Raw genomic sequence first — 13,786 nt, 5'->3', positions numbered from 1 at the left:
CAAGGTCACTTATCCAACAGCTTCTTTACAAAAAGTAATCACCGCTGCAATCATTGTCCAGCTAATTAACGAAACCAAAAATACTGACAAGGCATTTAACCAAAACACTAAAATTTCACGTTGGTACCCTAACTTGAAAAATGCCAATAATATTTCTGTTGGCAATTTAATGACGCATACATCTGGCATCACAGCTGCTAAAACAGAAATAAACCGGGGAATTGTTTATTCAGAAGCAGACGCTCTTGATTGGGTCGTTAAAAATATCAATAATTCGCCTTCCGATAATGTTGGAACTTATCATTACAACAACAGCAATTTTATTTTGTTAACTGGAATTATTCGCCAAATTACCGGACTATCTTATGAACAAAACATCCAAACCAGAATAATTCAAAAATTAGGTCTTAAGAATACTTACCTTTACCAGAACATCCCTAAAGGAATAACAGATCCTATTTCTTATTATTCAAATGGCGGGAAAAATTATCAAAATGCCAATTACATCAAAGCAAGCCTCGCCTCGCAAATACCGGGAGCCGGCAACTTATTTACTACGCCAGATGAATACTACCGCATTCAAGTTGGGTTAAGCGACGGTTCAATTTTAGATAAAAGTGATTTTCACTATTTGACACACTTAAACAGCAAAATCACTGAGTATTGCGGGGGAATGTATCTCAAGCAAAACGAATCGCTAAAAAGCGCATACGGAAGTTTCTACGGTATGCACTTTGGCACGTGGGTACAATTGACTACCGATAATCAAAATGGCATCGTCATGTTTTTAAATCAAACTAATGATAATGAAAATGCCGAAAAAGATGTTGGTTACGAAATCCTTCAACATATTAAGCCAAATACATTTGTCTCACGTTAAATAATCTCTTTTTTGTTAAAAATCAAAACTCCTATTTGGTAACAACAAATACCAGATAGGAGTTTTTTTAGTTGAATTGATAAATTTTTAGTCTGCAAATAATAATTCGTACATTTTAGCTCGTAGTGGTTTATTAAGCAGCAGGTTCATCCCCACAGTTGCTTTTTTCTTTGGTCCCAGCTGCTCTTCTTTAACCGTTTCTTTTTGAATATTAGCTTGGCCCAAATAGAAAAACTGCTTACCGATTGCATCACTTTTTTTAACAAAAATGTGTAATTTCATGTCGGGCGTATTTAACAATCGCTTTACTTCATCAGAATCCAGGTGCCTTGGCGAGCGCGTATACCATCGCAAAGAGCGTCCATCTTCAAGCGTATTATGGTACAAAGCACTTCGCTTTTTGGCAGAATCTTTCTTATAAGTGATGAAAATTGGGGTTTCATTTTTATCAACCCGGTAGCCATACATTGGGGCCGAAACATCCTTAGGCCAGTTCAATAGGCGGCAAGCATCTTTACGATCATATTGCTGATAAAGCGTAAATTGCTCTTGGTTATCATAGTCTCGGTTAAGCGCCAAGCCTGTTTTAACTGCATCCAAAAACAGCCGGTAAAAATCTTGACTATCATGTAGCGCTTGTTTCAATTCAGGTGCGAGCAGATAAGTAAACAAATCTGGGCGTTCGATTAAAGCGTGATTGCCATACTGCTCTTTTTTGGTCGTTTTACCCTGCTTAATGTCAAAAAAGCTTAATGTCAAAATATCTTCAACGGAGTTGAGTACTGCAGGATTAATATATGCATTATATTTAGCTAACGCTTCTTCAAATTCTGACTGAGTTACCTTGTCTTTTTCTAATAATAATTGTAATAAAACTAATTCATGCGGTCTCTTGCCATTGAGTAATTCTTTCGTAACAAAAGATAAAATAGCACTTTGTTCTTTATTCAAGGCAACCGGTTCACCCATTTTTACTAGAAATTGGCCGTAGTGTTTTAAGGCATGATTATTAGCAAAAACCATTGGCGAGGTTGAACCATAATGATAAAAATCAAGCAAAAGCGGTGGTCGCCCAATTTTTTCCTTTAAATCCAAATATGACTGACGCAATTCTTTCATACTATCAAGTTTAATGCGATCTAGCGAAGCTAAAATCTTTGCCGAAGCCACCTGGCTGAAGTTAATAGTTGAAACATCAATAAATCCTGGTAGTTTGCTTTCCTCACGTGCCTTGTCCAGGTCTCGACTATTATCTTGATTTAAAGAAATTGGAATTAAATAATTGTTTTTATAATTACCAATAAAGTCAATGACAGTTACGTAGTCCTTGCCCGGATATTTACGCAATCCTCGGCCTAACTGTTGAATAAAAACAATACTAGACTGGGTATTGCGCAACATAATTATTTGATTCAGTGCCGGAATATCAATTCCCTCGTTAAAAAGATCAACAGTAACGATATATTCAATGTTTCCTTGCTCGAGCTGCTTAACTACCTGCATTCGCCGCTTTTCACTATCTTCATTAGTCAGGGCAATTGCCGGATGGTTTTTAGCCGTAAAAATCTGCGCTAATTCGCGGGCCTCTTCCTGCCTACTGCAAAAAATCAGGCCTTTAGCCTGCTTACCGCAATAACCATAATAATCGAGCTGCTTTAGTACGTAATCAACTCGCTTAGGCGCAAGGAGCCTACGCAAATTAGTCGTTTCATCAATGCTTTCCCCATCTACTTCATAGTCTTCTACCCCAACATAATGAAATGGTGCAAGCATCTTATTTTCTAACGCGCCACGGAGCCGAATTTCATAAGCTAAATTATAATCAAATAACTGGTAAACATCCTGGTCATCCATTCGTTCGGGCGTAGCCGTCATCCCCAGCCAAAACTGCGGCGTAAATTTAGCAAAGACCCGCTGATAGCTGGGAGCCGCTGCCCGGTGGGCTTCATCAATTAGAATATAATCAAATTCCGTTGCACTTAAATTAGCGAGCATTTCGGGCTGGCTTAAAGTTTGGACAGTGGCAAAAACATACTTTCGTTCAAGTTGGTGCTTGTGCCCTGTCAATAGACCATAATCTTTGCGATCACCGCCAATTACCTGGTAAAAACTTTCTAATGCCTTCTTGGCAATTTGTTCCCGGTGTACCACATACAAAAATTTCTTAGGATGAAAATCCTTGACTGCAAAAGCTCCCAAATATGTCTTACCGGTACCGGTCGCCGAAACAATCAATCCTCGCTTTTGTCCCGAAGCAATTAAGCCCGTTAGCTCCTTTAGAGCCTCTTTTTGCATCTGATTCGGGGTTATCTTCTGTATTTTTGTTGGGGTAAAGCGAGTCTGAATAGCATTTGGCTTAGGGCTAACCCAGTTAGCTTCGTATTCACTTAACCAAGCAGTAGTTAATGGCTGGCTAGTTTCATCAAGTTGCTCTAATTGCTGCTTAATTTGCTCAGTTAAAGCTGCATTTTCTTTCGAACTGACTTTTAGCGCCCACTCATAATTACTAAGAAGAGCTGCTCGCGTGAAATTGGCGCTACCTATGACAAGAGTTTCCCAATTCTCATGATCAAAAAGATAGCCTTTTGCGTGAAAGCCCGTATTAGGGGCAATTTTAACCGTCAGATTAGTAATTTTCATTAATTCATGAAAAACGCGGGGATTATTAAAAGCTAAATAATCACCCGTAATTAAGGTCCCGGAAACATTTTTTCGTGCCAAATCCGCCAAAACGACTTTTAAGGGGACGAGCATATCCTGTGTGATAAATGCAACTGCCCATGTGAATGAGCGGCAACTGAGCAGTTCCTGCCGCAAGGTTAACCAAATGTTGTCGTTTTGATTATTCTGCAACAATTTAGGACTGAGAAGCTCATGGCCAGGGTATGATTGATCATAGAGACCATTAAGTATGGCATCTTGCAGTGGTTCATTCATTGATTTTTATGCCTCTAAATTTCTTATTTTTCTATCTATAATATAAAGAAAGAGAAATCCAGTCATTAGGATTTCTCTCAAATTTTATTTACAAGTCAATATCTAACAATATTGGACAGTGGTCTGCACGTACACCAGTATCCATCATTTCTGAGCGAGTCACCTTATCGGCAATTCGATTGCTTGTAATCCAATAATCGATTCTCCAGCCTGAGTTATTAGCCTTCGCTGTCCTAACTCTTTGCGCCCACCAAGAATAAACGCCTTCAACGTCACCATTGATTTTTCTAAAAGAGTCAGTAAAACCAGCATTAAGAAGCTGGGTGAAATCTTCACGCTCTTCATCAGTAAAACCAGCAGAGTGATGATTTGTTTCGGGGTGCTTCAGGTCAATTTCTTCATGAGCACAGTTATAATCGCCACAAGCTAACACCGGTTTTTGCTTATCCAGCTGCTTCAAATAAGCGATGTATTTTTCATCCCAAACTTGTCGTTCACTTAGACGTTTCAACCCGTTTCCTGAATTAGGCGTGTAAACTTGTGTAACAAAATAAGCGGGAAATTCTAGCGTAATGATTCTGCCTTCCTGGTCCATTGGTTCTGGTGCACCAATTTCAGGAAAAGTAACCGTCGGCTCTAAGTCCTTTTTATATAAGTACATCGTACCAGCATAGCCTTTACGAGCGGGCTCTTCTGATGAACGCCATACAATTTCATATTCCGGAAACTCGTTTGTTAACACTTCTAAATGCTTTTTTGTTGGTCCTGTTGACCGAAGTTTAGTTTCTTGAATTGCAATAATATCCGCGTTTTGCTCATGGATTTTTTCTAAAACTTTCCGTGTTTCTACAGCCCTAGAAGAAGTCCCCGTTAACGCAGCATTCAGTGAATCAATATTCCACGAAATTAAGATCATATTTTTCTCCTTTGTATCCATCTTATACATTATATAGTTTTTTAAAACGGACTCACAACTTCATTAACTTAATTTGGCAATTTTTAGTAAACAGAACATAATTCTGCCAGCAGCCTAACCCCAAAAATCATTTTAAGCACATTTAAAAATATTTAAGTAATTATAAAATTGTTACAAATTTCACGACTTTAGGTAAAAATCCAATAAATTATTTTTCTTTCTTGATTAACTGGTACTCTGCAAATGTAAGCGGTTGTTACAAACTGAGCGTTTTTTCAAAATGATCCATTTCACAATTTTGTATTTTTAATTCGTCTAGTACAAGTGTATAATAGCACAAGAGATAGTAATAACGATTTATGGAGGTTAGATTTTATGACTAAAATTTATGCTTATGCGATTCGTAAAGACGAAGAGCCATATGTCCACGAGTGGAAAGACGCTCATCCAGATGTCGAAGTTGATTACACTGATCAACTTTTGACTCCAGAAACTGCTGAATTAGCTAACGGTGCTGATGGTGTTGTAACTTACCAACAATTAGACTATAAGGCAGATACCATTGAAGCTTTAGACAAGCTTGGTATTCACAACTGGTCAATTCGTAACGTTGGTATTGACAACATTGACTTGAAGAAAGCTAAAGAACTTGGCTTCAAGTTAACTAACGTACCAGTTTACTCACCAGATGCTATTGCTGAACACGCTGCTATTCAAGCTGCAAGAGTTTTGCGTCAAGACAAGGCAATGGATGAAAAACTTGCTAAGCACGACTTCCGTTGGGCACCTACAATTGGTCGTGAAGTTCGTGACCAAACTGTTGGTGTTATCGGTACTGGTCACATTGGTCAAGTATTTATGAGAATTATGGAAGGCTTTGGCGCTAAGGTTATCGCTTATGATATCTTCCAAAACCCTATTCTTAAGAAGAAGGGCTACTACGTTGATACTTTAGACGAACTTTATGCTCAATCTGATGTCATTTCACTTCACGTACCTGATGTTCCTGAAAACATCCACATGATCAATGACGACTCAATCAAGAAGATGAAAGACGACGTAGTTATCGTTAACGTATCACGTGGTCCACTTGTTGACACTGATGCTATTGTTCGTGGTCTTGATTCAGGTAAAATCTTCGGCTTTGTAATGGATACTTACGAAGGTGAAGTTGGTATCTTCAACGAAGATTTCAGCAACAAAGAATTGCCTGATAAGCGTTTAGCAGATTTAATTGCTCGTCCAAACGTTTTGGTAACTCCACACACAGCTTTCTACACAACACATGCTGTTCGTAACATGGTTATCAATTCATTTGACAACAACTTGAAGTTAATCAATGGTGAAAAACCTGATACTCCAGTTGATTTAGATAAAGAATTTTAATTTCATAAACTTATTTCCCTTCTTAAACACATTTAATGATTTGACTTTAAAAAAAGGTAGCAATTTACTTACTTGATACCTCTTTTACTTAAAAAAGACGTCTAGAATTTACTTAAAAATCTAGGCGTCTTTTTATTATGCTAAAAATTACTTTGCCAGTTTAACGGCCAAAGTTTCATATGGTCGAAGACTAATTTTCTCCCCTAAAGTAGAGCTAGTCTTGGCATAATTACTAAGCAAAATTTCGACTTGCTGATTTTTCAAGCCGTCTGGCAGTTCCACTTCATGTTTTTTACCATAAAAGTTACTGAGCACAACAATCTTTTGCGACTGGTGCTGTAAATAACGGACATAAGCAAAAACTTGTGGATCATTGTTTAAAAACATTTTGATATGTCCGTCCGAAATTAACTCCTCACTCTTACGCAATTGGATCAGCTTTTGGTAAAAATTGAAGATTTCACCATCTTTCAATTCTTGTGCAACGTTAATTTCAGCTTGACCTGTTGGCATTAGCCACGGCTTGTGCTTGCTAAAACCTGCATATTGATCTTTAGTCCAATGCATTGGTGTCCGCGAATTATCGCGAGATTTTGTTTTAACAATCTCAAAGGCTTCTTGCTCACTCATTCCGGCCTTTTTTAATTCGGTAAATGCATTAATACTCTCAATATCGACATAGTCTTTCATTGACGAATAAGTTGGGTTGACCGCCCCAATTTCTTCACCCATATAAATAAATGGCGTTCCACGCATTAAATGTAGGGCTGCAGCGAGCATCTCAGCAGATTTCACACGGTACTTGCCCGTTGCCCCGAACCGGTTAATGGCCATTGGCTGGTCATGATTATTCCAAAAGAGTGCGTTCCAGCCTCCTCCTTCGTCCATTTTTTCCTGCCACGAAGTGAAAATTTGCTTTAATTGCATAAAGTCAAATGGTTCTTTTGTCCATTTCTGGCCATTTTGATAATCGACCTTTAAATGATGAAAATTAAAAACCATCGATAACTCATGCTCGCTTGGTTTCGTATACTCAATCGAATTTTCGATAGTTGTCGATGACATTTCACCAACAGTAACACTATTTTGATCTTGACCAAAGCTAGCTCGATTTAATTCCTTGAGATATTGATGAACCACGGGCGTATCAGTATATAAAGCTTTTTCTTCAACCGGATTGGTCGAATCAACGAGCGTTTCTGCTTTTCCGGTGACATTAATGACATCAAAGCGGAATCCTTGCACACCTTTTCCTCGCCAAAAATTAACTACTTTGGCAGCTTCTTTTCTCACTTCTGGATTATGCCAATCTAAGTCAGCTTGGCTCGGATCATAAAGATGAAGATAATAATAATCCGTTTGACCAAACTTGCTCCAAGCTGGGCCACCGAATTTACTTTGCCAATTAGTTGGCAAGCTGCCATCTTTTTTGGCTTTACGCAAATAAAAATAGTCTTGATATTTTTTATCACCTGCCAGTGCCTTTTGAAACCATTCATTAGAAGTTGAGCAATGATTAAGTACCATATCCAGCATAATGCCAACGTTAATTTCTTTTAGCTTAGCAACTAGTTCTTCAAAGTCGGCCATGGTACCAAATAGCGGATCAATCTTGTAATAGTCCGCTACATCATAGCCATTATCATTTTGTGGTGACACAAAAAAGGGGTTAAACCAAATCATATCAACATTTAATTTTTTAATGTAATCAATCTTAGCAATAATGCCACGAAGGTCACCAATCCCGTCATTATTTGAATCATAGAAAGACTTAGGATAGATTTGATAAATTACTTTTTTTCCCAGAGCGGTCATACTTTTCTCCTAATTATTGCGGCTTAATATTCTGCCTGCGTGCAAAATCAACGAATTTGAATTTTGCTGGGTTGTGAAAGGACAGGGTCAATTGAAACGGCGTTGTATCGCTTAAAAAGCTGCGACTTGCTACTAAAACAACCATATCATTTTCAAGTGCTAGCTTTCGCCGAAGATTTTCAGTTGCTTTTTCAACCGTAATTGTCTTAGTGGCATAAGAAACTTCTAACCCCAAGTCGTTTTCAAGATATTGATAAATTGAATTTTGGGCTGCCGATAGCGGTAATTCAGCAATTGGGGGTGTAAATAAAAAATCACAGTCCAAAACAGCTGGTTCATTTGCTAGTAAACGCAGCCGCTCAAGATATATTCCCTCATTTTGCTTTTCTTGGGGAAATTTCTCTGCAAATAGACCAGGTAGCATTTTGGTTTTAGTCAAATTTAAAACTTTGGTTTCAGCGTTCATTCCCAATGATTTATTAAGCTCAGCAAAGCTTTCAATCCCAGAAATAGGAAACGAATACCTGCCCAAATCTAACACCATTGAGCCTTTTCCCTGAATTTTTTGAATCATTCCTAAAGAATTAAGTTGCTCTAATGCCTTTCTCACCGTTTCGCGTGAAGTGCCGTATAGCTTAGTCAACTGATTTTCACTTGGAAGGAAACTACCTACTTTAAATTGCTTATGCCGGATTTTTTCTGCAATATCTTGGGCAATTAAGGTTGCTTTTGAATCTGTCATTTTTTAAATCCTTTCACTTTTATTCTATTATATCCAATGATGTCTGTACAAGAGCGAAATTAAATTAATTATTATTTAGTAGCTCCGAAATATCTATCTTTTTTAGCTGATTGACAACATGTATGTACAAGTATAAGCTTTTATTTGAAAGCGTTTTATAAAAAGATGGGATATAGAGGAGGACTACATTGAAAGAAAAACTACAAAAATTTGGTGGCGCTATGTTTACACCCGTAATGTTATTATCTTTTTCAGGTATTATTCTGGCAATCACCATTATTTTTCAAAATCCTATCATTATGGGATCAATTGCAAATGAAGGTACTGTGTGGTACCGCATATGGAGCGTGGTTAGCGCCGGAATGTGGACAGTATTCAATAACCTAGAATTACTTTTTGTTATTGCGCTACCAATTGGATTAGCAACAAAATCTTTAGCACGAGTTAGCATGGAGTCTTTTGTTGTCTACATGTCATTCAATTATTTTATTGGAGCTATTTTAACTAATTTTGGCAAATTTTTTGGAATAGACTTTTCAGTTGACCCCATTGAGGGTTCAGGTCTAAAACTAATTGGCGGAATTAAAACTCTAGACACTGGTTTAGTGGGTGCCATTATTATAGCGCTACTAGTTGTTTATCTTCATGACCACTTTTTTGATAAAAAAGTTCCAGATTGGTTAGCTATGTTTAACGGCTCGTCACTTGTTGTCTTCTTAGGTATGATGTGCTCAATTGTAATAGCACTTATTTTTTGTTTTATCTGGCCTGTATTTCAAAAAGGAATGGGCTCTATTCAGCATTTTTTTGTAGCTAGTGGCGGTTTTGGCATTTGGTGCTATACGTTATTAGAGAGACTTTTACTTCCAACCGGATTACACCACTTATTAACTCAGCCGTTTTCATATGGCCCAGTCATTGTAAATGGCGGAATCACAACCTATTGGCTTGACCATTTAGTCAAATTTAGCCAAACTACTACCCCTTTGGCTAAGCTGTTTCCAGGTGCTGCCTTTAAATTATATGGTCACAATAAAATTTTCGGAGCTCCAGGCGTAGCAGCAGCGTTATATTTTGCTGCTAAACCGGAAAACAAGAAGAAAACAGCAGCTTTAGTTGTGCCAGCAGCAATTTCAGCCATTATTGGTGGCATTACCGAACCACTAGAATTTACATTTTTGTTTGTTTCACCACCGTTATATGTGGTGTACGCTATTCTTTGTGCAACCCTATCATGGGCAGAATATGCTATTGGAACTCGGGGTGATTTTACCAGTGGTCTAATTACATGGTTAGCGAAGAACTGGATTCCCTTATGGCAAAATCATCATAACGAATATATTAAGCAAATTATCGTTGGATTAATTTTTACCTTTATTTTCTTTATTGTAATGTACTTTTTAATTATAAAATTTGATATTAAAACACCTGGTCGGCAAGACAGTGGCGAAACAAAACTTTATACTAAAAAAGACTATAAAGAAAAAAAGAGTTCTGGTAAGGCAGCAACAAATAAACTTTCTTCCTTTGAAACTAAAGCACAAGCTTACCTTGATGGATTAGGCGGTAAAGAAAATATCATAAGTGTAACAAATTGTGCCACCCGTTTACGAACAACGGTGAAGGATCCTTCTTTAGTAAAGGATGACGATTATTTCCGCGATAATGGTGCAATTGCAGTCATTCGAAAAGACGACAATATTCAGGTAGTTGTGGGCACAAGCGTTCCACAAGTGAAAGATGCTTTTGATAAGCTCTTATAAATCAAAATATAGAAAAGAGTAAAAAATGTTACAAGCAAAAATTGACACACATACACATACGCTCGCATCAGTTCATGCATATAGTACAGTGATGGAAAATGTTAAGGTTGCAAAAGAAAAAGGATTAACTGGCCTGGTTGTTACAGATCACGCTCCTGGCCTAGGCACAGGAGAAACTTTCCCAACCTCTTATTTTGGTAACATGCGCAAAGCTATTCCTAAAGTTGTAAATGGAATTCGCGTTTTTAAGGGAATTGAAACAAGTATTACTGATTATAATGGCAATATTGATATGCCAACTTACACATTAAACAAGCTAGATATAGTGATTGCCTCATGTCATGAAAAAGTACTTAAACCTGCCACAAATAAAGAACATGATCAAATTTGGGAAGCCGTAGCAAAAAATCCATGGATCGATATTATTGGACATTGTGGAAATGACAATTATGCCTTTTCTCACGAAAAAATTATTAAGCTGTTCAAACAATATCATAAAATTGTTGAAATTAATTCTTCATCTTTTCCGTATAGAAAAAATGCACGTAAAAACTGCCGAGACATTGCTCTTTTATGTAAAAAATACGGCGTAAGAGTTACCGTTAGTTCTGATGCACATTTTGCCAGTAATATTGGTAACTTTACTGAGGCGCTAAAAATGCTAGAAGAAATTGATTTTCCGCAAGAACTAATCGTAAATCGTGATTTAGAAACATTTTCTTCAGCTTTTCCGCGAATTGAAAAATAATTTTTAAGAGCAACACATACATAATAGTAAATAAAAAAACTGATAAATCTAGCTGATTTATCAGTTTTTTGCTTATAAATATTGTTGTAGTTTTAATTACAAACAGTCTTTTTCCAAATACTTTTATTTTTTAATTAGCTGAAGCATTAACTGCCTGAATTAAGGCATTTCTGAAACCTTCCTGTTCCAATTTAACTACACCTCTTATGGTAGATCCACCTGGAGTAGTTACTTCATCCTTTAATTCCTCAGGCAATTTCTTGCTAGATAATGCAAGTTTCGCAGTGCCTACCAGCATCTGTTCCACAATTTGGTAAGATTCGGCCCGCTTAACGCCATTTTGGACAGCAGCGTCGCTTAAAGCCTCAATCATCATATTAACATATGCTGGTGTGCAACCTGCAACAGTCCCATAAATTCCTAATAAATCCGCAGGAACGACATAAACACTGCCCATTTGCTCAAACAGAGCTTTAACAGTGTCAATTACCTGCTTCTTTTCTCCGGGAACAAAGCTCATCGCTGTAATCCCCTCACCAATTTGAACTGGCGTATTAGGAACAATTTTGACAAAAGAAGAATCATCCGGTAATTCCTGGTTGATTGTAGTAAGATCCCCACCACCAGTTGACAAAATGATACCATGGTACTTTTGCCCAAGTTCATGAAAAATTGATGTTATAACTGAGCCACCGACAGCCACAATCACTGCCTGGCAGTCGTTAAAAGCAGCATAGTCATCTACTAGGTGCAAATTCAGTTCAGTTGCAACCTTTTGTGCTGACCGGTGACCACCGTCAAAAACATAAATATCTTGACTGGCCGTCTTACCTTGTAATAAGCCCAAAATAATTGCCTTACCAATTTTGCCAGTTCCAATAAATCCTACTTTCATCATTTATCACCTTAAAATTTATCTTATTAAAAATCAGTGTTATCTGGATCAGTAGCCATTTCTGCTACACCATGTAAATGATCTAAAGCTTGCATATCTTCTTCACTAATTGCGAAATCGAAAATAGCGGCGTTTTCTTTCATTCGGTCACGGTGGACAGACTTAGGCAACGGTACAAATTGATGCTGCAATGACCAGCGCAACAAAACTTGTGCAGGAGTCTTATCATAATGCTTAGCAACTTCGACAACAGTCTCATTGTTAAATAAGCCGCCTCGTCCTAAAGGACTATAAGCTTCATTAAGAATTCCCAATTCTTCATTATATGAAGTTACATCTTCTTGCATGTCGCTTGGATTAAGATAAATTTGATTAACCGCTGGACGAAGGGATGCCGTTTTTAGTATTTCATCGAGGTGTTCTCGCCTAAAGTTTGATACACCAATTGCACGAATTTTCCCAGCAATCTGAGCTTCCTCCATTGCACGCCAACTTTCTGCATTTAATTCTGCCCAGTGGTCGCGAATACCGACAGGATTAGGCCAATGGATTAAATACAGATCAATATAATCTACATCTAACTTTTCTAAGCTTTTATCAATTGCTTCATTGGTCTTTTTGTAGCCATGCATATCATTCCACAGCTTAGTCGTAATAAATAAGTCATAACGGTTAACACCGCTTTCTCTAATTCCTTTACCAATACTTACTTCATTACCATAAGCTGCGGCCGTATCAATTAGTCGATAGCCCAAATTAATAGCGTCTTTGACAGCATTTTTTGCAATATCGCCGTCTGGCGTTTGCCATGTACCTAATCCAATAGCTGGAATCTTAACTCCGTTATTTAATTGGTAGGTGTCAGACATAGAATGAATATCAACAGTCATTATTTTCACCTCTCGATTCGTTATATTTTAGCAAATTAAATATTGATATCATTAATACATTAACAGATTTCGACTACTTTTGGAAATTGTTTTTAAGAAGTTTTACAAATTGTGGATAAGTTGTTACTTCAAACAGCGGATGCAAATTCATGTTATTTTTCCGATGACGATGATTATACCAAATACTGCTAAAACCATAATTCTCCGCGCCTAAGATATCAGACTGCAGTCCATCACCAAAGAAGACCGTATCTTCTGGGCCAAACTTGGTCCGAGCAAAGAAATAATCAAAAATGCGACTATCTGGTTTAGAATAGCCAGCCTCTTCAGAAGTAACGATTAAATCAAAATAATCTTTAATTCCAGCCAGTTCAAGGCGATGTCTCTGCATAAAAGTCTCGCCATTAGTCAAAATTGTTAATTCCAGATTTTGTTTCTGAGCAAAACGCAAAGTGTCCTCGACACCCGGTAAAAGCTTATACGCACGAGAAAAATAAGAACGATATTCATCCATGACAGCAAGACCATTAACTTCAATATTAAAAGTATCTTTCAGAAAATTATGAAAAACCATTTCACTTAATTCTTGATAAGTAAGAGCGCCATTTTCTAGCTGACGCCAAAGCCCCTGATTATACGCATGATATTGCCGCTGGATTTCATCCGTAAGTTCCCATTGATGTGCATTAAAAAGGCTATGAAGAGCAAAATTCTCCGTATCGGCAAAATCAATCAATGTATCATCAACATCAAATATAATCTGTTTGAAGTACAAGTAACTTCATCCTTTCTAGTTATTTCCTAGGAAATAACA

General features: G+C 37.4%; 11 protein-coding genes (1 of these 11 cut by a window edge). 4 read left to right on the top strand and 7 right to left on the bottom strand.

Going from position 1 to position 13,786, the window contains the following annotated elements; translation table 11 throughout:
- Window positions 1–880 carry the 3' portion of a serine hydrolase domain-containing protein gene (locus tag GYM71_RS00535; RefSeq protein WP_244986832.1) on the top strand. Its footprint begins 254 nt before the window's first position, so the window shows 880 of its 1,134 coding nt (coding positions 255–1,134); the start codon falls outside the window, past its left edge; it ends in the stop codon at window positions 878–880.
- A gap of 87 nt (window positions 881–967) precedes the next feature.
- On the opposite strand, the gene GYM71_RS00530 is transcribed toward GYM71_RS00535, so the two are convergent.
- Both GYM71_RS00530 and GYM71_RS00525 read right to left on the bottom strand, forming a co-directional pair.
- Window positions 968–3,817 carry a DEAD/DEAH box helicase gene (locus tag GYM71_RS00530; RefSeq protein WP_220220504.1) on the bottom strand — a complete coding sequence of 950 codons (2,850 nt, stop codon included), beginning with the start codon at window positions 3,815–3,817 and terminating at the stop codon, window positions 968–970.
- Between the two features lie 88 nt (window positions 3,818–3,905).
- On the bottom strand, window positions 3,906–4,733 hold the full coding sequence (locus GYM71_RS00525; RefSeq protein WP_220220503.1) for an exodeoxyribonuclease III: 828 nt from the start codon (window positions 4,731–4,733) through the stop codon (window positions 3,906–3,908).
- A 375-nt stretch (window positions 4,734–5,108) separates the two neighbouring features.
- On the opposite strand from GYM71_RS00525, the gene GYM71_RS00520 reads away from it, so the two are divergent.
- Entirely contained in the window at window positions 5,109–6,119 is a 1,011-nt protein-coding gene (locus tag GYM71_RS00520; protein ID WP_220220502.1) for a D-2-hydroxyacid dehydrogenase, read from the top strand.
- A gap of 147 nt (window positions 6,120–6,266) precedes the next feature.
- Here the strand turns inward: GYM71_RS00520 and treC are convergent, their stop codons facing one another.
- A complete protein-coding gene (gene treC / locus GYM71_RS00515; RefSeq protein ID WP_220220501.1) occupies window positions 6,267–7,934 on the bottom strand; it encodes an alpha,alpha-phosphotrehalase in 1,668 nt (555 codons plus the stop codon).
- Window positions 7,935–7,947: 13 nt separating this feature from the next.
- Window positions 7,948–8,676 carry a trehalose operon repressor gene (gene treR, locus GYM71_RS00510; protein WP_220220500.1) on the bottom strand — a complete coding sequence of 243 codons (729 nt, stop codon included), beginning with the start codon at window positions 8,674–8,676 and terminating at the stop codon, window positions 7,948–7,950.
- Window positions 8,677–8,864: 188 nt separating this feature from the next.
- Between treR and GYM71_RS00505 the strand changes: the two genes are divergently transcribed.
- Window positions 8,865–10,439 carry an alpha-glucoside-specific PTS transporter subunit IIBC gene (locus GYM71_RS00505; RefSeq protein ID WP_220220499.1) on the top strand — a complete coding sequence of 525 codons (1,575 nt, stop codon included), beginning with the start codon at window positions 8,865–8,867 and terminating at the stop codon, window positions 10,437–10,439.
- 25 nt (window positions 10,440–10,464) lie between these two features.
- Window positions 10,465–11,187: a phosphatase gene (locus GYM71_RS00500; RefSeq protein ID WP_220220498.1), complete on the top strand. Its 723-nt coding sequence runs from the start codon at window positions 10,465–10,467 to the stop codon at window positions 11,185–11,187.
- A gap of 130 nt (window positions 11,188–11,317) precedes the next feature.
- Here the strand turns inward: GYM71_RS00500 and proC are convergent, their stop codons facing one another.
- From proC to GYM71_RS00485, 3 genes are all read right to left on the bottom strand, one after another.
- Window positions 11,318–12,085 (bottom strand): pyrroline-5-carboxylate reductase, encoded by a 768-nt coding sequence (gene proC, locus GYM71_RS00495; protein ID WP_220220497.1) that lies wholly within the window; start codon window positions 12,083–12,085, stop codon window positions 11,318–11,320.
- 23 nt (window positions 12,086–12,108) lie between these two features.
- Window positions 12,109–12,972: an aldo/keto reductase gene (locus GYM71_RS00490; protein WP_220220496.1), complete on the bottom strand. Its 864-nt coding sequence runs from the start codon at window positions 12,970–12,972 to the stop codon at window positions 12,109–12,111.
- Between the two features lie 73 nt (window positions 12,973–13,045).
- On the bottom strand, window positions 13,046–13,747 hold the full coding sequence (locus GYM71_RS00485; protein ID WP_220220495.1) for a YjjG family noncanonical pyrimidine nucleotidase: 702 nt from the start codon (window positions 13,745–13,747) through the stop codon (window positions 13,046–13,048).
- Between the last annotated feature and the right edge of the window lie 39 nt (window positions 13,748–13,786).

The sequence above is a fragment of the Lactobacillus panisapium genome (assembly GCF_019469265.1).
GTDB lineage: Bacteria > Bacillota > Bacilli > Lactobacillales > Lactobacillaceae > Lactobacillus > Lactobacillus panisapium.
Note: the sequence above shows the minus strand (reverse complement) of the source record. Positions and strands in the feature narration are given on the sequence as shown.

Coding starts and splice junctions, on each gene's coding strand:
- GYM71_RS00530 (WP_220220504.1), bottom strand. CDS start 3,817: ATGAATGAACCACTGCAAGATGCCATACTTAATGGTCTCTATGATCAA.
- GYM71_RS00525 (WP_220220503.1), bottom strand. CDS start 4,733: ATGATCTTAATTTCGTGGAATATTGATTCACTGAATGCTGCGTTAACG.
- GYM71_RS00520 (WP_220220502.1), top strand. CDS start 5,109: ATGACTAAAATTTATGCTTATGCGATTCGTAAAGACGAAGAGCCATAT.
- treC (WP_220220501.1), bottom strand. CDS start 7,934: ATGACCGCTCTGGGAAAAAAAGTAATTTATCAAATCTATCCTAAGTCT.
- treR (WP_220220500.1), bottom strand. CDS start 8,676: ATGACAGATTCAAAAGCAACCTTAATTGCCCAAGATATTGCAGAAAAA.
- GYM71_RS00500 (WP_220220498.1), top strand. CDS start 10,465: ATGTTACAAGCAAAAATTGACACACATACACATACGCTCGCATCAGTT.
- proC (WP_220220497.1), bottom strand. CDS start 12,085: ATGATGAAAGTAGGATTTATTGGAACTGGCAAAATTGGTAAGGCAATT.
- GYM71_RS00490 (WP_220220496.1), bottom strand. CDS start 12,972: ATGACTGTTGATATTCATTCTATGTCTGACACCTACCAATTAAATAAC.